Origin of the sequence: Bradyrhizobium sp. 2S1, assembly GCF_011516625.5 — a bacterium.
Taxonomy (GTDB): domain Bacteria; phylum Pseudomonadota; class Alphaproteobacteria; order Rhizobiales; family Xanthobacteraceae; genus Bradyrhizobium; species Bradyrhizobium septentrionale.
The window spans coordinates 1,712,501-1,731,195 of sequence record NZ_CP147717.1 but is presented as its reverse complement, the minus strand read 5'-3'; the positions used below and the strand labels follow the sequence as shown (position 1 = coordinate 1,731,195).

Genomic DNA, 18,695 nt, shown 5'->3' with positions numbered 1-18,695 from the left:
ACTCCGGATCTACAACGGGCGGCTAGCTCTTACTTCAAGTCCTGGCCGACCCGTTAGTCGGCACCGTATAGCGCGTTGCGTGGCTGCCGACGAGGGCCGAAGAGCGGACCGAGGCGCCGGCCTCGATCAGCGCGAACTTGATCTTCTCGAAGCCCTTGTTCTTAAGGTCTTGCCCCGCGACCGAGACCAGCAGCGCCGCGCCGTCGAAGGCGGTGTCGGGGACCGCGACGATCTCGGCGAGCGGCGCCAGGGCGCGAGCGACATCGGCGTTCCAGCCGGAGACGCGCACGCTCCACATCTCGACCTCGGTCACCATGGCGTCGTCGGCGACCCGCGAGATCACGAACACCGGCAGCGCGGCGGGATGATCGGCGCGTTCGAGGAACGGCAGCCGCGCAATGATCTTCGGTGCGCCATCGGCTTCCAGCGCGTTCCACCACGGCGTGCGGCTCGCGATCGCGGAGACCAGCGCGAGGTCGCCCTTCGATTTTGCCACCGCCTCGACCGCGGCCTGCGCGCTGAAATGCGAGACGTAAGGCACCACGAAGCCGAAGTGAAACCGCGCCGAGTCGCGCATCGCGGACTCGCCGACGGAAACATCGGCATGCACCGCGAACGGCGCCTGAACGTAAGTGAAGGTCGAGATGATGACGCGCCAGATGCTCTCGATGGTGTCGAGCGGCAGGATGCCGCGATGGCGCTGCACCAGCTCGCGCATCATGCTGGCCTCGCGCGCCGGGCGGAACGCCGAGCCGACTTCCTGGGTCTTCTTGACCTGGATCAGGCGGTCGATGATGTCGCCGCGCGCCATCAACAGGCGGTGAACCTGCTCGTCGATCGCATCGATCTCCTTGCGCAGCTCCTGCAGCGAGGGCGGCGACGGGGGTGGCTTGGACATGCTCTAAAACCTTGTTGTCCGCGCGGCCCGATGCCGCGTCAGACAGGGTCCCTGATTAGAAAAGACAGCCACCGAAAGCAAAGAGAAACGTCGCAGGCGTGCCTTGCGCATTCGGTTAACCAATCGGCCGGGGATCTGGCTGCCTTGACGGCGGGGGAGCCGGGGACTACGTTCCCTGCGTCCCGTGGTCATTTGAGCCGGCCGGCTTGCAGCCACGTTAAACAACTCGCTAAACAGGCCGGGGACCTTATCAGCTCCCGGCCGAACCTTTGTTCAGGCCGGATTTTTTATTGGCTTGAGGTCCGTCGAGCCCTCCCGCGCGGAGGCAGGGTCGCCTAGATGAGCAATGTGCGTCCGATATCGAGCCCACAAACCCAGAGCGATGATCGCGCCCATGAGGCCGATCATCCGTCGTCATTGCTGACGAAGTTCGGGATGGACCAGCCGCTGAAGCTCGATTGCGGCATCGATCTCGCGCCATTCCAGATCGCCTACCAGACCTATGGCGAGCTCAATGCCGACCGCTCGAATGCGATCCTGGTTTGCCACGCGCTGACCGGCGACCAGCACGTCAACAACACCCATCCCGTCACCGGCAAGCCCGGCTGGTGGGACACTATGGTCGGCGCGGGCAAGCCGATCGATCCCGAAAAATACTTCATCATCTGCTCCAACGTAATCGGCGGCTGCATGGGCTCGACCGGGCCGGCGTCGCTGAATCCTGCGACCGGCAAGGTGTGGGGGCTTGATTTCCCGATCATCACGATCCCCGACATGGTGCGCGCGCAGGCGATGCTGATCGATCGGCTCGGCATCACGACGCTGTTCTGCGTGGTCGGCGGCTCGATGGGCGGCATGCAGGTGCTGCAATGGACCGCGGCCTATCCCGACCGCGTGTTCGCGACGCTCGCGATCGCCTGCTCGACGCGCCACTCGGCGCAGAACATCGCGTTCCACGAGCTCGGCCGCCAGGCCGTGATGGCCGATCCGGACTGGCGCGGCGGCCGCTATGTCGACGAGGACACGCATCCGCATCGCGGATTGGCGGTTGCGCGGATGGCTGCGCACATCACCTATCTCTCTGACGCGGCGCTGCACCGCAAGTTCGGGCGGCGTATGCAGGACCGCGAGCTGCCGACCTTCTCGTTCGATGCGGATTTCCAGGTCGAGAGCTATCTGCGCTACCAGGGCTCGTCCTTTGTCGAGCGCTTCGACGCCAACTCCTATCTCTATCTGACCCGCGCGATGGACTATTTCGACATCGCCGGCGACCATGGCGGCGTGCTGGCGAAGGCGTTCGCCGGCATCAAGACGCGCTTCTGCGTGGTGTCGTTCACCAGCGACTGGCTGTTTCCGACCTCGGAATCGCGTGCGCTGGTGCATGCGTTGAACGCGTCGAGCGCACGGGTGTCGTTCGCCGAGATCGAGACCGACAGGGGCCACGACGCCTTCCTGCTCGACGTGCCCGAATTCCTGGAGATCTCCCGCGCCTTCCTGCAGGCCGCAGGCAAGGCGCGCGGACTGAACGGCGGCGGCGGCCAATCATGAGCATGCAGCAGACATTGCCGTTGCCGGGCGTCGCGCCCGAGCGAACCGGCAGCTATCGCACCGATCATCTATTGGTCGCCGACATGGTGCGGCCGGGCTCGCGCGTGCTCGACGTCGGCTGCGGCGACGGCGAATTGCTGCAGCTTTTGGAGAGCCGCGGCATCGACGGCCGGGGCATCGAGCTGTCGCGCGAGGGCGTCAACGGCTGCGTCGCCAAGGGGCTGGCGGTGGTGCAGGGCGACGCCGACACCGACCTCGTCAATTATCCCGATGACGCCTTCGACTACGTGATCCTGTCGCAGACGCTGCAGGCGACGCGGCAGCCGAAGGTGGTGCTGGAGAATCTGTTGCGCATCGGCCAGCGCGCGATCGTCTCGTTCCCGAATTTCGGCTTCTGGAAGATGCGGCTGCAGCTCCTGATCGGCGGCCACATGCCGCGCACCGAGAATTTGCCGGCAAGCTGGTACGACACGTCAAACATCCATTTCTGCACCATCAAGGATTTCGTGCAGCTCTGCGACGAGATCAACGTCAAGATGGAGCGCGCGGTGGCGCTCGATCTCTACGGCCGCCCGGTGCCGCTCAATCTGCCGTGGTGGGTGTGGAACATGTTCGGCGAGCAGGGCGTGTTCCTGCTCAGCCGGGGTGGGCAGGGGAAGTGATCGGTGCGTGTCGCGTCAAACCGGCGCCGCCACCAGCGATCTCGGATCGCGCACCGGCCAGCGGCCCGCCTCGACCAGCGCGATGAAGCGCTCCACCATCTCGTTGAACAGCGCCGGTTCCTCGAGGTTGAGCACGTGACCCGACTTCGGGAAGAAGGACAGGCCGGCGGCCGGCAGATGCTGCTTCAGGAACATGCTGGGCGCGATACAATTGTCGTCCTCGTCGCCGCACAGGATCAGCGCCGGCGTGGCTGCGCGCTTGATGGCTTCGGTCATGGTGTAGATCGAAGGCCTGCCACCCTGGAAGCTGCGCATCGTGTTGGCCGAGCCCTTCGCATCATGGCGGGCGAGCGCGGCGTAGAAGTCGGCATGGCCGCGCGGATCCTTGACCAGGAACGGAATCCGGCTCGGCGCCTCGCGCGTCACCTTGGCGACCTCGACCGAGCCGATGGTCTCATATTGCTCGGCATTGGCGCGGCACTGCGCGCGGAAGGCTTCGAGATTCTCGAGGCTCGAGCCGGAGCCGACGGCGGCGAGCGTCATCGACAGCGCGCGCTCGGGCGCATTGAGGGCGACCTGCAGCGACGAATAGGAGCCCATCGACAGGCCGATGAAATGGGCCTTCGCGATGTCGAGATGGTCGAGCACCGCAAGCGCGTCGGTGTAGAAATGCTTGTAGGTGTAGACGTCGGCAGACGGCGGCACGTTCGACGGCGTGTAGCCGCGCGCGGAATAGGCGATGCAGCGGTGTCCGCGCGAGAAGTAGCGCATCTGCGGTTCCCAATTGGTGTGGTCCGCGGCGAACTCGTGCAGGAAGATGATCGGGGTTCCGTGGCCTGCCTCTTCGAAATGCAGGCGGACATTATCTTTCGCTACGGCGTGGGGCATTGAAATTCTCCTCTCGTTGGCCAGCCTCAGATTTGCAATTAATTATCGCGGCCGCAATGCGGCAGCTCCGATTATTTTTGGTCATGGAGTTTGCGCGGAATGACCCAGAAATCGTTTCCGCAGCGCCGCATGAAATCTTCCTCTCGCCACATCCCGAATTTCAAAACCACCGCCGCGTTCCCAAGGGAACGCGATGGGGAATCGGGGGGTGTTACAGAGGATCTCGAGAAGTATGGTTCAGTTGCTTGCGTATCGCCGGTCGCTTCGGGTTTTGGCACTGGCTCTGTGTTCGCTCACGCTCGCCGTGATCTCCGCCGCTCCGGCGTCCGCCCGTCCGCATCATTCGCGTCACGCGCATTCGGCCCATGCCGGCCATCACGCGCGGCACTATGCCCGTCATCACTATCGCCACGCCGCGCGGCTGTCGCGCTCCGAGCGCCGCGCGCTGACGCAGGCCACAGCCCTTACCGAGGCCAACGCGGCCGTGATGCCCGGCATTGAAGCCGTGCCCAACACCGGCGGCGTGAGTGCTGCAAGCGGCTTCGGCTCGTCCGGCATCGTCGCGGAGGCGCGCCGCTATCTCGGCGGCAATCCGACCGACCGCCGTAGCCTGTGGTGCGCGCGCTTCATGAACATGGTGCTGCAGCACACCGGCTATCGCGGCACCGGCTCCGACATGGCGAGCTCGTTCGCCAAATACGGTGAGCGCGTTTCCGGGCCGCAGGTCGGTGCCATCGCCGTGATGAGCCGCCGCGGCGGCGGTCACGTCGGCATCATCACCGGCGTCGATGCCAAGGGCAATCCGATCATGATCTCGGGCAACAGCGGCCATCGTGTTCGCGAGGCGCCGGTCTCGCGCGGCCGGATCTACGCTTATGTGATGCCGACCAACTGATCCGTCGAAAGCTGGGTACGGCGCATGCGCGCCTTGCCCAGCCTACGAAGCCATCGGCTGTTCGGCGGCAATCGTGTCGCCGACGACCGCATCACCGTCAGCGATGATCTCGGCGTAGATGCCGCATTCATTGTTGCCGAAGCGCTGCATCAGCGTGTTCGGGACCGAGAGGTCGCGCACGCCGGTCTCGGGATCGACATTGACTGCGGCGCAGCGGGTGATGCGCTTCACCACCTTGGCCCGCGCGCTGCCGATCGCAATCGTCTGGTCGAGCAGGCTGGCTTCGTGCCAGGCCGGCCAGCCCTCGACATAGAGGTTGGCGCGGAAGCGCAACGGATGGACCGGCGCCTGTACCATCTCCTCGATCGCCCGCAGGCTCGCCAGGTTGATGATCGAGACCACCTTGCGCGGGACGTCGGAAAAGCTGTGCCCCGGGCTGACCCGGACCTTGAGCGGTCCCTTGATCTGGCTGGCATGACGGTCGGCGAAATAGCGCTCGATCGCCGCGCGCCCTGCTTCGGTCTCGAGATCGCCCTGGGCCAGCATCGCGCCGTCGCGGCGCAGCGTCAGCACATGGCTGTCATCGTCGAAATGGGTGCGCAGCGGCGCCAGCCACTCGTCCCGCTGCAGCATCAGGAAATGCGGCTTCGCCAACCATTTCGGCGCCGACGGATCGAAACCGCTCGGGCCGTTCTCGATCGCGTAGCGGCGATCCGAGCGCAGCGTCTGGCCGATCTTGAGCTCGGTACGGGGCAGGGGCTCGGGCGTGAGTCCCTTGACCGGGTAGCGATAGATGCCTGTGATCCGGGCGGAGGAAGCTTGCGTATTGTCCATCCGCCCGCTCTAGCCTGTTTGGCGCGCGAGGAGAACCGCCGCCATTAGTAAGGCAGCTAGAGCATTTTCCGACCGGAATGAATCGGGTGGGGATTCCCAAAACGGCGCGAGTCAGATTCAAGCTGCATGCTGGCGAGGGAGGCCAGCATGTATGGCCAGGGCGCTTTCGGTTGATCTTCGTCAAAGGGTGATAGCCGCGATTGACGGTGGCATGTCCTGTCGACAGGCTGCTGAGCGCTTTGGTGTCAGCGCGGCCAGTGCGATCCGCTGGCGCGGTCGCCTCAAGGAAGTTGGCGACATCGTTCCTAACCCGTCTTATTCGTCAGAGTGCGCCTGAGAGGCTGGCGAGCGTGGTGTAAAGCGCTGATGCGGCGTAGGATTCGGTTGCAAAGCCAACCCCATCACCTTCAGCCGCGAACACCAGGCCCGCCATGACCGATGATACGATTCTGCCCTTCTCGTTTCCAGCCGTTCACGCCAAGAAAGTCACAGCTGCCTTCGATGGCGGTCGGCTGACCTCGAACGGGGGCGTGATGCTTCTGGCGATGGCCGAGCGGCGTCTCGGCTTGGCCGACAATTTGGCCCGGGTGTTCCCGGATCGGCGCGATCCGACGCGGGTCGTGCACAGCCTTGTCGATATGTTCCGCGCGCGCATGTTCGCGATCTGCTGCGGCTACGAGGACGCCGACGACCTCGATCATCTGCGGTCCGATCCCGCATTCAAGCTGGCCTGCGGACGGCTGCCGGACACGGGTCGCGATCTGTGTTCCCAACCGACGCTGTCGCGGCTGGAGAATGCTCCGCGCCTGCGCGACGTGATCCGACTGACCTACACTTTGGTCGACGCATGGATGGATAGCTACCCGCGCGAGCCGGCATCCGTCACGCTCGACATCGATGATACCTGCGATGTCGTCCACGGCCATCAGCAGCTCTCGCTGTTCAACGCTCATTATGACGAACGCTGCTTCCTGCCGATCCACGTCTACGACACGGAGAAGAGCCGGCCCGTGGCGGTCGTGCTGCGGCCCGGCAAGACGCCGGGCGGCGTCGAGGTGCGGGCCCACCTGCGCCGCCTGATACGGCATATCCGGACGCGGTGGCACAACACGCGAATTACGTTCCGTGGCGACGGGCACTATGCCCGGCCGGAGGCAATGGCGTGGTGCGAGACCAACGGCATCGACTACATCTTCGGTCTGTCCGGCACCAAGCCGCTCGCCAGAAAACTCGACGAGGCCGCCGACGACATCCGCACGCGACGCGCCATCGAGAACCTGCCGGTTCTGCGTGGCTATACCGAGACGCGCCACAAGGCCAAGTCCTGGGATCGCGAACGGCGTACCGTCGCCCGTATTGAGGCGACGATGCTCGGCCTCGACATCCGTTTCGTCGTCACCAGCCTCGATGTCGGCTCGGCCGAGTGGATCTACGACAGCCTGTATTGCGCGCGCGGCCAAGCCGAGAATCTGATCAAGCTGCATAAGACACAGCTCGCCTCCGATCGCACCAGCTGCCGTTCGGCGCTCGCCAATCAAGTCCGCCTCGTTCTCCACACCGCCGCTTATTGGCTGATGCTGACCGTGCGCGACGCGATTCCCAAAGCCCGGGAATTGGCCACAGCCGAGTTCGCGACGCTGCGTCTTCGTCTCTTGAAACTCGCTGCCCGTGTCGTCGAGACCACGAGCCGCATTCGCCTTGCGTTTGCCGCGGCATGTCCCGAAGCCGACCTGATCCGCGGCTTGCCAAGCGCGCTGCTGCCGCTCGGTCCTTGACCGGCGGGGCGTCCGCCCCCCGTTCGCCCAACCTACACCTCAAGCGCGTTGCAAAGTACCGGTCGTCAGGCGGTGAAAAGCCGAAGGCAATCCCGCGCGCCTCGTCAGAGCAGATGTGCGGCCACATCAATCGGACTAAAAAAACGCACTCTCACGAATAGGACGGGCTAAACGCCAGGGCGGTGACCGCAAATCGCAGCGCATCGAAGCGCATTCGCAATTGATTCTGGAGGCAGTGACAGCGAAGCCGGATATCACGCTCGCCGAGTTGCGAGAACTGTTGAAACGTCGTGGAATATCGACTGGCATCGCGTCGCTCTGGCGTTTTTTCCAGCGCAGAAAGATCACACTTAAAAAAAGACAGCGCACGCCGCCGAGCAACGGCGCGGCGATATAAATGCCGCGCGTGAGGAGTGGTTCGAAGGGCAAATCGATCTTGACCCTGAGCGTCTCGTCTTCATCGACGAAACCAGCGCCAACACCAAAATGGCGCGGCTTTACGGCCGCTCGCCACGCGGCGAGCGATGTCGTGCAGCTATCCCACACGGACATTGGAAGACGACGACATTCACCGCTGGATTGCGCTCCGACGGTCTGATCGCGCCGCTTGTTCTGGACGGTCCAATGGATGGCGACGCTTTCCTGGCCTACGTCGAGCAATTGCTCGCCCCATCGCTGCGGCCGGGCGATACCGTTATCATGGACAACTTGCCCGCTCACAAGGTCCATGGCGTTCGAGAGGCCATCCGGGCGGTCGGAGCAAGCCTGCTCTATCTTCCGCCCTACAGTCCAGACTTCAACCCGATCGAAATGGCCTTCTCTAAACTGAAAGCCCTGTTGCGGGCCGCCGCAGCGCGCACCATGCCCGATCTCTGGCAAGCAATCGCCAACGCTCTCAAGCGCTTCTCACCCGAGGAATGCCAAAATTATCTCGTCGCGGCTGGTTACGACGCAACGTGATCGGAAAATGCTCTAGTCAGGCCGCGCCGCGCCGGCCTCATCCAGCACGCGCTGCATGAACACCAGATCGAGCCAGCGGCCGAACTTGCGCCCGACCTCCGGCATCCGGGCAACCTCGACGAAGCCGGCCTGCGCATGCAGCCGCAGCGAGGGCTGATTGCCGCCGTCGATGCCGGCGATCATGACGTGCTTGCCGAGCGCCATCGCAGCGGCGACGAGCTCGTCGATGATGACGCGGCCAAGGCCGCGGCCGCGATGATCGGCGTGGATATAGATGCTGTGTTCGACGCTGTAGCGATAGCCGGGAAAGGCCCGGAAATCGCCGAACGTGCCGTAGCCGAGCACCGTCGTCCCCTCGACGGCCACCAGCACCGGATAACCCAACGCCTGCCGCGCCCTCATCCAGGCCAGCCGCTCGGCGTCGGTATCCCGCTTCTCGGTCCAGATCGCGTTCGAGTTGGCGACCGCCTCGTTGAAGATCGCGGTGATCGCAGGAATGTCCTGCTCGGTGGCGGGGCGGATGATCATCAGCAGTTCCTCGACGGGCCTCTTGAACAACCCCGGTTGTCCACTATATAAGACAACATGTCAATTATAGAGGACAAGGCCGATGATGCTCTCGGGCGGCGGGTTCGCGCCGAGCGGGAGGGCCGCGGCTGGTCGCTGGCGGAACTCGCTGGCCGGGCAGGCGTGTCCAAGGCCATGCTGAGCAAGATCGAGCGGGCGGAGGCAAGCCCGACGGCGGCGACGCTGTCGCGGATCGCCACGGCCTATGGCCTGACCATGGCCGCGCTGTTTGAGGTTGCTTCAGACGGTTCCCGCCTGCAGCGGGCCAAGGATCAGCCCGTGTGGCGCGATCCGAAGGCGGCCTATCTGCGGCGGCAGGTGTTCCTGCATCCGGCCAATCCGCTGGAACTGGTGGAGATCGAGCTGCCGGCCCGGCAGGAAGCCGGCTTCCCCGCCAGCGCCTATCACCTGGTCCGCCAGGTGGTCTGGGTGATCAGCGGCCGCCTCACCCTGATGGAAGGGGCGGTCCGCCACGAGCTCGCCGCGGGTGACCGTGTCGAGCTCGGCCCGCCATCGGACATCGTCTTCCGTAACGAAACTGCTCAGCCCTGCCGCTACCTTGTCGCCATCGTGCGGCGCTGAGCTCGATCGGGTGAAATCGCAAGCTGTGGCTCTTCCGTTTTGGAACCAAGTGCCCACATCTGCGGCAAGCCTGAAAAATGATGGCGACGACCAGAGGCTGGTTGAGGAACATCAACGCGGCCCGCGGAACCCCAATGAAGATGCTGTTGTCATGCCTGAATGGGTGACGATGGCAGGCCGAGGGAAAACGAATGAACATTGAGAAGTACACCGAGCGCTCGCGCGGATTCATCCAGTCTGCCCAATCGCTCGCAATGCGCGACGGTCACCAGCAGTTCTCGCCGTTGCATCTGTTGAAGGTGCTGCTGGACGACAATGAGGGGCTGGCCGGAGGTCTGATCGACCGTGCAGGCGGCAATTCCAGAGCGATCCTGAAGACGACCGAAGAGGCGCTGAACAAGCTGCCGAAGGTCTCGGGCAACGGTGCCGGGCAGGTCTACCTGTCCCCGGAGCTGGCGCGTGCCTTCGACGCTGCGGAAAAGGCCGCCGAAAAGGCCGGCGATAGCTTTGTCACCGTCGAGCGGCTGCTGCTCGGGCTCACGCTCGAGAAAGGCAGCGAGGCCGCCTCCATCCTGAGCAAGGGCGGCGTCACGGCGCAGAACCTGAACGCGGCGATCGAAGCGCTGCGCAAGGGCCGCACCGCCGACAGCGCGACCGCCGAAAACGCCTATGACGCGCTGAAGAAATATACCCGCGACCTGACCCAGGCGGCGCGCGACGGCAAGCTCGACCCGGTGATCGGCCGTGACGAGGAGATCCGTCGTACCATCCAGGTGCTGTCGCGGCGAACCAAGAACAATCCCGTCCTGATCGGTGAGCCCGGCGTCGGCAAGACCGCGATCGTCGAGGGCCTGGCGCTGCGCATCCTCAACGGCGACGTGCCGGAGAGCCTCAAGGACAAGAAGCTGCTGTCGCTCGACATGGGCGCCCTGATCGCCGGCGCGAAATATCGCGGCGAGTTCGAGGAGCGGCTGAAATCCGTCCTGCAGGAGGTCTCGACCGCCGAGGGCGGCATCATCCTGTTCATCGACGAGATGCACACGCTGATCGGCGCCGGCAAGGCCGACGGCGCGATGGACGCGTCCAACCTGCTGAAGCCTGCGCTCGCGCGCGGCGAGCTGCACTGTATCGGTGCGACCACGCTCGACGAGTACCGCAAGCATGTCGAGAAGGATGCCGCGCTGGCCCGCCGGTTCCAGCCGATCTATGTCAGCGAGCCGACGGTCGAGGACACCATCTCGATCCTGCGCGGCCTGAAGGACAAATACGAGCAGCATCATGGCGTGCGCATCACCGACACCGCGTTGGTGGCCGCGACCACGCTGTCGAACCGCTACATCACCGACCGTTTCCTCCCCGACAAGGCCATCGATCTGATGGACGAGGCGGCGGCGCGGCTGAAGATGCAGGTCGATTCCAAGCCCGAAGAGCTCGATTCGCTGGATCGCGACATCATCCGGCTCAAGATCGAGCAGGAGGCGTTGAAGAAGGAGAACGATGCCGGCTCGAAAAGCCGCCTGCAGACGCTGGAGAAGGAACTCGCCGGGCTCGAGGAGAGGTCGGTGGCGCTGACGGCACGCTGGAGCGCGGAGAAGAACAAGCTCTCCAATGCCCAGAAGCTGAAAAGCGAACTCGACGCACTCCGCGTCGAGCTTGCCAATGCACAGCGTCGTGGCGAATTCCAGAAGGCGGGCGAGCTGGCCTATGGCCGGATTCCCGCGCTGGAGAAGAAGCTCGCCGACATCGAGGCAGCCGAAAGCAGCAACCCGAACGGCGGCGAGATGATGGAGGAGGCGGTTACCGCTAACCACATCGCGCAGGTCGTCTCGCGCTGGACCGGCGTGCCGGTTGACAAGATGCTCGAGGGCGAAAAGGACAAGCTCCTGAAAATGGAGGACTCGCTCGCCAAGCGCGTCTTCGGCCAGGCCGAAGCGGTGCGTGCGGTGGCAACCGCCGTGCGCCGTGCCCGCGCAGGCCTGCAGGACCCGAACCGGCCGACCGGCTCGTTCATGTTCTTGGGCCCCACCGGTGTCGGCAAGACCGAGCTGACCAAGGCGCTCGCCGCTGACCTGTTCAATGACGAGACCGCGATGGTCCGCCTCGACATGTCCGAGTTCATGGAGAAGCACTCGGTCTCGCGGCTGATCGGTGCGCCTCCCGGCTATGTCGGCTACGACGAGGGCGGTGCCCTGACCGAAGCCGTGCGGCGCCGGCCCTACCAGGTCGTGCTGTTCGACGAGATCGAGAAGGCGCATCCCGACGTCTTCAACGTGCTGTTGCAGGTGCTCGATGACGGCCGGCTGACCGATGGTCAGGGCCGCACCGTCGACTTCCGCAACACGCTGATCATCATGACCTCGAACCTCGGTTCGGAGTTTTTGGTGAATCAGCCCGAAGGCGAGGACACCGCGGCAGTTCGCGATCAGGTGATGGGCGTGGTGCGGGCGCATTTCAGGCCGGAATTCCTGAACCGCATCGACGAGATCATCCTGTTCCACCGCCTGCAGAAGAGCGAGATGGGCCGCATCGTCGAGATCCAGTTCGCGCGGCTGCGCAAGCTGCTCGAGGATCGCAAGATCGAGCTCACGCTCGATCCGAAGGCGCGGGATTGGCTCGCCGAGAAGGGCTGGAATCCGGCTTACGGTGCCCGTCCGTTGAAGCGGGTGATCCAGCGCAGCGTGCAGGACCCGCTGGCCGAAATGATCCTCGCCGGCGAGGTCAAGGACGGCGATCACGTCAAGATTTCGGAGAAGGGCAACGTGCTGACCTTCAACGGCCAGGTGCCCAAAACCGCCGAGATCGTGCAGTTCGAGGCCCCGGTCTCGAAGCGCAAGCTGAACTGACGGCTCAACAATAAAAAATCCTCCCCGCAGATCGCGGGGAGGATTTGGTTTGCGAATCACTCCTGCGGGACGATCGGCGGCGACGGGCCGCCGGGCTCGTCGTCCTCGGCGGGCTCGAGCTCGGACAGGATGTCGACCAGCTCGCGGGCGCGGCCCGTGGCCAATGGCCTGCCGGCATTGATCAGCGGCTCGTCGTTGGCAAGCCAGGCCTGCGCCTCGGCAAGCTCGGTGACGGTTGCTCCCGATGCAATGATCCTGGCAATCGTGACGTCGTCGGCGTGGCCGACGGCCTTCAGCACGTCGTCGCGCGTGAGCGGGGTCATGGCGCAGATCCTTGTGCTATCTTCGTTGAGCACAACCGAACCCCTGTCCGCCGGCGATCCGCGCCGGCGGGTTGGACGCATCAGTTCAAGGCTCAGCTGTGCGTTGTGAGCCGAGGCGGATGCTGGGACATTACCCAGAGCTCGATCGCCGCAAGGACTGCGACGGCGATGCCGATCACCACGTGCACGGTCGTCGCGGTGGTCATTCCCTGGAAACCCAGGACCCAGGGCGAGACCAGCGCCCAACACCCGACGATGAGGTTCAGCCACTCCTCCCAGACCGCGAATGCCGCGAGCGCGGCGATCGCAAGGATCGCCATCGCGAGGCCGACGATGTGGGCGTTGGTGGAAACCGTTCCGGCGTCGAACTTGAACAGCCACGGCGACAGGAAGAGAATCGCGCCGAGGATCAGGTTTGCGACGTCACACAGTTTTGCGTTCGTCCAGTTCTCCATGACACCCTCCATTGGAGGTTTCACTGACGAATCAACTGGATGATCGCCGTTCGGGTTCCCATCTTGCGGCGCGAAATTTAACGAAACTGGCGGCGTGACGGCCTGGAAACGGCATCGTATCTGATCTGCGCCTACAGCGTTTCGTAGGATCTGCGCGGCCGGACGGGCCGGCCTCTTGCATCATCAGCGGTTGGTGGAGCGCGTCTGCGACGTCGAGCTGGTGGCGTCCGAGACGATGCGGGCGCTGCCGCGGCTCGACATCTGGGCTTCGATCCGGTCGCGTTCCTTCTCGAAATTCGCCAGCATCGGGCCTTCGAGCGAGCGGCCGCGCGGCAGTTTCACGCGCAGCGGATCGACAAATCGGCCGTTGACCAGGATTTCGTAATGGACGTGGGGGCCGGTCGATGCGCCGGTCGAACCGACGAAGCCGATCACTTGGCCCTGCCGCACCTTCTTGCCGGCCTCCATGCCCTTGGCGAAGGCCGACATATGGCCATAGCCCGTCTCGTAGCCGTTGGAGTGCTTCATGCGGATATATTTGCCGTAACCGCCCTCGTACCCGACCTTTTCGAGCACGCCGTTGCCGGAAGCGAAGATCGGCGTGCCGTAGGCGGTGGCCCAGTCGACCCCGGTGTGCATTCTCACGTAACCGAGGATCGGATGGCGGCGGCCGCCGAAGCCCGAACGCATGATCGCGGTGTTGACCGGCTTGCGCACGAGGAACTTCTTCGCGCTCTTGCCGGTCTCGTCGTAGTAGTCGACGACGCCGTCGTCGGAGCTCTGGAAGCGGTAGTACTTCTTGGTTTCGCCGCCCACGGTCAGCGCGGCGTAGAGCACTTCGGTCTTTTCGGTGCTGGTGACGCCCTCGTCCTCGCCGGCATAGTACACGTCGAAGGAATCGCCGGGCTGTACCTTGCGCTGGAAATCGACGTCGTAGGAGTAGATCTTGACCATGTCGTCGATCACGGTCGGCGGCACCTTGTTGCGCAGCGCGGTCTCGTAAATGCTCTGATAGAGCCGCACGCCGCTGCCATCATCCTCGTCATCGTCGCTGGAATTGTCGGCGGTATCGGTCGTGGTGTTCATGCTCTGCACGTCGACGGCGACGTATTTGCCGATATCGGACAGCGCGGCGACGGCCTCGACGGCGGATTCGTTGGCGACGATGACGCGATAGGGCTGCAGCCTGACATTCGGTCCGGGAGTTGCCGGCGCCATCAGGATTCGCACCTTCTGGCCTTCCTTCAGGCCGCCGTCGCGGCCGCGCGGGCCGAGCGTAGCGGCAATCGCCTTCGCCTCGTCCGCCGTTGCGCCCTGATCGCGCAGGATCGAGGTGATGCTGTCGCCCTTCTTGACGAGGTGAACCCGTTCACCGATCGGATTGCCGCCGGTAACCTGCTCCTTGGTCTTCGGCAGCAGGGTGACGTTCTCCGGCACTACACGGGTCTCGAAGCCCGCATAGGGATCGGGGGCGTTGCCCTCGGCGGCGTAGGCCAGCCTCATATCGGGCCCGGCGCCGGTCGCGTCGGCCGCGGCATTGGCGAGTGAGGCGTAGCGCACTGAGTTGCCGGAGCCGCGCCAATTGGCGGCGTCGCGGACCCGCATCAGGATGTCATCGAGCGCGACGACGGCGGCGAGCTTCGCCTTCGGCAGCACGGATGCCAGATCCTTGGTGACGAAAGAGACCTCGGCGTCGGGCTCGGCCGCCGCATTCGGATCCTCGGTCGCCGCCGGCGTGTCGGAGCCGACATCGGTCAGAAGACGTTGCGCGTTGAACGCAGGTATTTTTGCCGACAAATCGCTTGTGGTCATCGAGAGATTGCCGGAAATGCGGATGAACGGCCGCACCCGCATCACGTCGCGATTGCCGACGCGGGTTACGGTCGATACGCGCACTAGGCTGCGGGATGCGGAAGATTCGCTGGGTGGCGGCAGGCGGTCGCCCTTGTGCACGCTGACGACGCGATCATTGCCAGTGAACGCGCCGCGCAGCGCGCCTTCGACGCGCTCCGGCACCTTGGCAAAAGTCATTTCGCCGTCGAGCGACGCAAAAACGGCGCCGCCGATCAGGGCCGCGCCACATAGACCAGTCAGAATGGTGCCGCTGAACCATTGAACGGAGACACGGCGGCGATCGATCACCGCAGCCTCGGTGCCGTCGACTGAAAGCGGCGGCTCGTGACCGAGATCGATCATCCCGGTCTCGCGCCCAATGCCGCTTCCGCGTGACGCCCGTTGGCTCAACCCTGTATCCCCCCAAATTCCAGCAACTGCGATCGACCTCTGCTCGTCCCTGTTCCCACCTCGATTCCTCGACGAGGAATTCCGGCAGTGTGGCGAGCCACACGCATCGAAGCCGAGAAGCCGATGGCCATTAGCTAGCCGCGATCTCGAACGTCAATGGTGTGCAGATCTCTCGATGTTGCTCGGCCGTGTAGGGAAAGAGGCGACGGGTTCTTGGAGAAAATCGCCTGGTCCCCCGAAAAAACCACCCGAGCCCCCACAGGTTTCGAGCGGTTCAATGCATACCTTATAGCCAGAACGTCGCAGGATTGTGGCTCAAGTGCGGCGCAAGGTCCCCAAATATCAGGGACTTTTCCGCCCCTGAAAAAAGTTTGTCGTCATGCGACGATTTCTTGACGATGAGTGTTGACAGGTCCGAAGGGGCGGGCCTATAAGACACCCACTGAGCGCGGCGCTGCATTGGCCCACCGGCCAAGGCAAGCATTCGCGCCCTTTATGCTCCTCACTTCGATGAGTGACACGACAGCCGACATAAGTCGGTTGGGGTTTACCATCGATTGCTGAAGGGTAGAACCGCCCTCTAGGGTGTGGGGTCGTCGGATCCCGGGCTGTTTGACAAGTAAAGATGAAGAAAGAGAAACGTGGACGGCGGAGTCCTTGCGTCCCTCGGAATACTTGAAGGCTTCGGCTTTTGACGTTCTGAGGGTGGACGAAAGACTTCGGCGGTACACGTTTTAAAGGTTACGCCATCGTTGTCAGCGATGTGAATCGCGGACAACTCGTCGACTTCGGTCGGCGAAGAATGGTGGGACCTCGTCAAACGTTGTGATCAGCCGGTTCAAGGTTTCAAGTCCAACTTGAGAGTTTGATCCTGGCTCAGAGCGAACGCTGGCGGCAGGCTTAACACATGCAAGTCGGGCGGGCATAGCAATATGTCAGCGGCAGACGGGTGAGTAACGCGTGGGAACGTACCTTTTGGTTCGGAACAACACAGGGAAACTTGTGCTAATACCGGATAAGCCCTTACGGGGAAAGATTTATCGCCGAAAGATCGGCCCGCGTCTGATTAGCTAGTTGGTGAGGTAATGGCTCACCAAGGCGACGATCAGTAGCTGGTCTGAGAGGATGATCAGCCACATTGGGACTGAGACACGGCCCAAACTCCTACGGGAGGCAGCAGTGGGGAATATTGGACAATGGGCGCAAGCCTGATCCAGCCATGCCGCGTGAGTGATGAAGGCCCTAGGGTTGTAAAGCTCTTTTGTGCGGGAAGATAATGACGGTACCGCAAGAATAAGCCCCGGCTAACTTCGTGCCAGCAGCCGCGGTAATACGAAGGGGGCTAGCGTTGCTCGGAATCACTGGGCGTAAAGGGTGCGTAGGCGGGTCTTTAAGTCAGGGGTGAAATCCTGGAGCTCAACTCCAGAACTGCCTTTGATACTGAAGATCTTGAGTTCGGGAGAGGTGAGTGGAACTGCGAGTGTAGAGGTGAAATTCGTAGATATTCGCAAGAACACCAGTGGCGAAGGCGGCTCACTGGCCCGATACTGACGCTGAGGCACGAAAGCGTGGGGAGCAAACAGGATTAGATACCCTGGTAGTCCACGCCGTAAACGATGAATGCCAGCCGTTAGTGGGTTTACTCACTAGTGGCGCAGCTAACGCTTTAAGCATTCCGCCTGGGGAGTACGGTCGCAAGATTAAAACTCAAAGGAATTGACGGGGGCCCGCACAAGCGGTGGAGCATGTGGTTTAATTCGACGCAACGCGCAGAACCTTACCAGCCCTTGACATCCCGGTCGCGGACTCCAGAGATGGAGTTCTTCAGTTCGGCTGGACCGGAGACAGGTGCTGCATGGCTGTCGTCAGCTCGTGTCGTGAGATGTTGGGTTAAGTCCCGCAACGAGCGCAACCCCCGTCCTTAGTTGCTACCATTTAGTTGAGCACTCTAAGGAGACTGCCGGTGATAAGCCGCGAGGAAGGTGGGGATGACGTCAAGTCCTCATGGCCCTTACGGGCTGGGCTACACACGTGCTACAATGGCGGTGACAATGGGATGCTAAGGGGCGACCCTTCGCAAATCTCAAAAAGCCGTCTCAGTTCGGATTGGGCTCTGCAACTCGAGCCCATGAAGTTGGAATCGCTAGTAATCGTGGATCAGCACGCCACGGTGAATACGTTCCCGGGCCTTGTACACACCGCCCGTCACACCATGGGAGTTGGTTTTACCTGAAGACGGTGCGCTAACCCGCAAGGGAGGCAGCCGGCCACGGTAGGGTCAGCGACTGGGGTGAAGTCGTAACAAGGTAGCCGTAGGGGAACCTGCGGCTGGATCACCTCCTTTCTAAGGATGATCCTTCAGATCGCTCACGCGCTCTATCGGATCGTTTTAGAAACATTCAGGGGCCAACAGTTTCAGGATTGTTGAGCTCCATTGGCGGGATTTCGCCGTCTTCGTTTCTCTTTCTTCGCGGACGAACATGCGCCAGGGGCTGATCGCTTGAGCGATGCATCGGCGCGAGTCGGTTGCGCGCGGCATGCCTCTCGTGTTAGGGGCTTGTAGCTCAGTTGGTTAGAGCGCGCGCTTGATAAGCGTGAGGTCGGAAGTTCAAGTCTTCCCAGGCCCACCATTTTGATCGAGTGCGGAGCATTCGTCTTCTGGTACGGGGCCATAGCTCAGCTGGGAGAGCGCGTGCTTTGCAAGCATGAGGTCGTCGGTTCGATCCCGTCTGGCTCCACCAGATGGAATTGAAGCTCGAGAATGCGCCTTGTTCAAGAAGCTCTGTTCAAATCGTCCGCGAAACATCACTTCGCACTCATTGGTCCGGATGGACGGTGACGTGCGTGTTTTCTGACATCGTAAAGAGGAGATCGATCCGAGTTTGGATCTGCGGAGTAATTCGCGGGTACCATTCATAATCTCCAGATCGTTTTCGGCGCTCACGCATCGCAGGATGAGTGGGGTGAGCGAGTTGTAAAACGATCTTTTTAGCGAAGCTTGACCGCCTCGCTATCGGGCCGATCTTACGAAGCAAGCTGGTCTTTCTAGTCAATGTCCGGCTGTGCAATCGCATTCATCGAGGATGCGCGCCTTAAGTGGCGGTTACACAGACAACATTCTGCCGAGTGTGTGGACATTGATAATGAGAGCAATCAAGTGCCTTAAGGGTGTTCGGTGGATGCCTTGGCGCTGAGAGGCGATGAAGGACGTGCTACGCTGC

Annotated in this window: 13 protein-coding genes, 2 tRNA genes, 2 rRNA genes, 2 pseudogenes and 1 riboswitch (1 of these 20 cut by a window edge); of the genes and pseudogenes, 12 read left to right on the top strand and 7 right to left on the bottom strand. The window is 62.8% G+C overall.

The genetic code is table 11. From position 1 onward, the window contains the following. Positions 1-34: 34 nt before the first annotated feature. Positions 35-898: a chorismate mutase gene (locus HAP54_RS08325; RefSeq protein ID WP_166213909.1), complete on the bottom strand. Its 864-nt coding sequence runs from the start codon at positions 896-898 to the stop codon at positions 35-37. A 174-nt stretch (positions 899-1,072) separates the two neighbouring features. Next, positions 1,073-1,152: riboswitch (SAM riboswitch) on the top strand. A gap of 85 nt (positions 1,153-1,237) precedes the next feature. On the opposite strand from HAP54_RS08325, the gene metX reads away from it, so the two are divergent. Both metX and metW read left to right on the top strand, forming a co-directional pair. Then, positions 1,238-2,446 carry a homoserine O-acetyltransferase MetX gene (gene metX / locus HAP54_RS08320; protein ID WP_166299355.1) on the top strand — a complete coding sequence of 403 codons (1,209 nt, stop codon included), beginning with the start codon at positions 1,238-1,240 and terminating at the stop codon, positions 2,444-2,446. Further along, the gene (gene metW, locus HAP54_RS08315; protein ID WP_029079707.1) at positions 2,443-3,108 is read left to right on the top strand and encodes a methionine biosynthesis protein MetW; all 666 of its coding nucleotides are present in this window, start codon (positions 2,443-2,445) and stop codon (positions 3,106-3,108) included. The genes metX and metW overlap by 4 nt, the downstream gene beginning before the upstream one ends. Before the next feature lie 15 nt (positions 3,109-3,123). Here the strand turns inward: metW and HAP54_RS08310 are convergent, their stop codons facing one another. Then, positions 3,124-3,996, bottom strand: a complete 873-nt coding sequence (locus HAP54_RS08310; RefSeq protein ID WP_166299354.1) for an alpha/beta fold hydrolase — start codon at positions 3,994-3,996, stop codon at positions 3,124-3,126. 232 nt (positions 3,997-4,228) lie between these two features. Here HAP54_RS08310 and HAP54_RS08305 point away from each other — a divergent pair, with 232 nt between their 5' ends. Further along, positions 4,229-4,891, top strand: coding sequence for a TIGR02594 family protein (locus HAP54_RS08305; protein ID WP_166299353.1), 663 nt, complete (start codon positions 4,229-4,231; stop codon positions 4,889-4,891). A 42-nt stretch (positions 4,892-4,933) separates the two neighbouring features. Here the strand turns inward: HAP54_RS08305 and HAP54_RS08300 are convergent, their stop codons facing one another. After that, positions 4,934-5,725 carry an MOSC domain-containing protein gene (locus HAP54_RS08300; RefSeq protein WP_166299352.1) on the bottom strand — a complete coding sequence of 264 codons (792 nt, stop codon included), beginning with the start codon at positions 5,723-5,725 and terminating at the stop codon, positions 4,934-4,936. A gap of 151 nt (positions 5,726-5,876) precedes the next feature. On the opposite strand from HAP54_RS08300, the pseudogene HAP54_RS08295 reads away from it, so the two are divergent. The 3 genes and pseudogenes from HAP54_RS08295 to HAP54_RS08285 all read left to right on the top strand — a co-directional run. Continuing rightward, a pseudogene (locus HAP54_RS08295) lies at positions 5,877-6,032 on the top strand (helix-turn-helix domain-containing protein); the annotation flags it as partial. 124 nt (positions 6,033-6,156) lie between these two features. After that, positions 6,157-7,500, top strand: a complete 1,344-nt coding sequence (locus tag HAP54_RS08290) for an IS1380-like element ISBdi2 family transposase (protein WP_166295177.1) — start codon at positions 6,157-6,159, stop codon at positions 7,498-7,500. Positions 7,501-7,669: 169 nt separating this feature from the next. Next, positions 7,670-8,460, top strand: a pseudogene (locus HAP54_RS08285) (IS630 family transposase); the annotation flags it as partial. A gap of 12 nt (positions 8,461-8,472) precedes the next feature. Here HAP54_RS08285 and HAP54_RS08280 read toward each other — a convergent pair. Then, positions 8,473-8,988: a GNAT family N-acetyltransferase gene (locus HAP54_RS08280; protein WP_166307568.1), complete on the bottom strand. Its 516-nt coding sequence runs from the start codon at positions 8,986-8,988 to the stop codon at positions 8,473-8,475. 57 nt (positions 8,989-9,045) lie between these two features. Between HAP54_RS08280 and HAP54_RS08275 the strand changes: the two genes are divergently transcribed. Continuing rightward, positions 9,046-9,609: a helix-turn-helix domain-containing protein gene (locus tag HAP54_RS08275; RefSeq protein WP_166213916.1), complete on the top strand. Its 564-nt coding sequence runs from the start codon at positions 9,046-9,048 to the stop codon at positions 9,607-9,609. A 191-nt stretch (positions 9,610-9,800) separates the two neighbouring features. Then, a complete protein-coding gene (gene clpB, locus HAP54_RS08270; protein WP_166299350.1) occupies positions 9,801-12,452 on the top strand; it encodes an ATP-dependent chaperone ClpB in 2,652 nt (883 codons plus the stop codon). Between the two features lie 56 nt (positions 12,453-12,508). Here clpB and HAP54_RS08265 read toward each other — a convergent pair whose 3' ends face one another. The 3 genes from HAP54_RS08265 to HAP54_RS08255 form a co-directional block, all read right to left on the bottom strand. Continuing rightward, positions 12,509-12,775: a hypothetical protein gene (locus HAP54_RS08265; protein WP_166299349.1), complete on the bottom strand. Its 267-nt coding sequence runs from the start codon at positions 12,773-12,775 to the stop codon at positions 12,509-12,511. A 92-nt stretch (positions 12,776-12,867) separates the two neighbouring features. Then, positions 12,868-13,230, bottom strand: coding sequence for an SPW repeat protein (locus HAP54_RS08260; RefSeq protein WP_166299348.1), 363 nt, complete (start codon positions 13,228-13,230; stop codon positions 12,868-12,870). Between the two features lie 183 nt (positions 13,231-13,413). Then, positions 13,414-15,474, bottom strand: a complete 2,061-nt coding sequence (locus HAP54_RS08255; RefSeq protein WP_166299347.1) for a M23 family metallopeptidase — start codon at positions 15,472-15,474, stop codon at positions 13,414-13,416. Positions 15,475-16,327: 853 nt separating this feature from the next. Here HAP54_RS08255 and HAP54_RS08250 point away from each other — a divergent pair. The 4 genes from HAP54_RS08250 to HAP54_RS08235 form a co-directional block, all read left to right on the top strand. Further along, positions 16,328-17,818, top strand: a 16S ribosomal RNA gene (locus HAP54_RS08250). A 209-nt stretch (positions 17,819-18,027) separates the two neighbouring features. Next, positions 18,028-18,104, top strand: a tRNA-Ile gene (locus HAP54_RS08245). Positions 18,105-18,139: 35 nt separating this feature from the next. Further along, positions 18,140-18,215, top strand: a tRNA-Ala gene (locus HAP54_RS08240). Positions 18,216-18,625: 410 nt separating this feature from the next. Beyond that, positions 18,626-18,695, top strand: a 23S ribosomal RNA gene (locus tag HAP54_RS08235); it runs 2,776 nt beyond the window's last position. The 16S and 23S rRNA genes sit together here with 2 tRNA genes alongside, the layout of an rRNA operon.

What these genes read in the sequence shown, in the direction of transcription:
- HAP54_RS08325 (WP_166213909.1), bottom strand. Translation starts at nt 898, where the DNA reads ATGTCCAAGCCACCCCCGTCGCCGCCCTCGCTGCAGGAGCTGCGCAAG.
- metX (WP_166299355.1), top strand. Translation starts at nt 1,238, where the DNA reads ATGAGCAATGTGCGTCCGATATCGAGCCCACAAACCCAGAGCGATGAT.
- metW (WP_029079707.1), top strand. Translation starts at nt 2,443, where the DNA reads ATGAGCATGCAGCAGACATTGCCGTTGCCGGGCGTCGCGCCCGAGCGA.
- HAP54_RS08310 (WP_166299354.1), bottom strand. Translation starts at nt 3,996, where the DNA reads ATGCCCCACGCCGTAGCGAAAGATAATGTCCGCCTGCATTTCGAAGAG.
- HAP54_RS08305 (WP_166299353.1), top strand. Translation starts at nt 4,229, where the DNA reads ATGGTTCAGTTGCTTGCGTATCGCCGGTCGCTTCGGGTTTTGGCACTG.
- HAP54_RS08300 (WP_166299352.1), bottom strand. Translation starts at nt 5,725, where the DNA reads ATGGACAATACGCAAGCTTCCTCCGCCCGGATCACAGGCATCTATCGC.
- HAP54_RS08290 (WP_166295177.1), top strand. Translation starts at nt 6,157, where the DNA reads ATGACCGATGATACGATTCTGCCCTTCTCGTTTCCAGCCGTTCACGCC.
- HAP54_RS08280 (WP_166307568.1), bottom strand. Translation starts at nt 8,988, where the DNA reads ATGATCATCCGCCCCGCCACCGAGCAGGACATTCCTGCGATCACCGCG.
- HAP54_RS08275 (WP_166213916.1), top strand. Translation starts at nt 9,046, where the DNA reads ATGTCAATTATAGAGGACAAGGCCGATGATGCTCTCGGGCGGCGGGTT.
- clpB (WP_166299350.1), top strand. Translation starts at nt 9,801, where the DNA reads ATGAACATTGAGAAGTACACCGAGCGCTCGCGCGGATTCATCCAGTCT.
- HAP54_RS08265 (WP_166299349.1), bottom strand. Translation starts at nt 12,775, where the DNA reads ATGACCCCGCTCACGCGCGACGACGTGCTGAAGGCCGTCGGCCACGCC.
- HAP54_RS08260 (WP_166299348.1), bottom strand. Translation starts at nt 13,230, where the DNA reads ATGGAGAACTGGACGAACGCAAAACTGTGTGACGTCGCAAACCTGATC.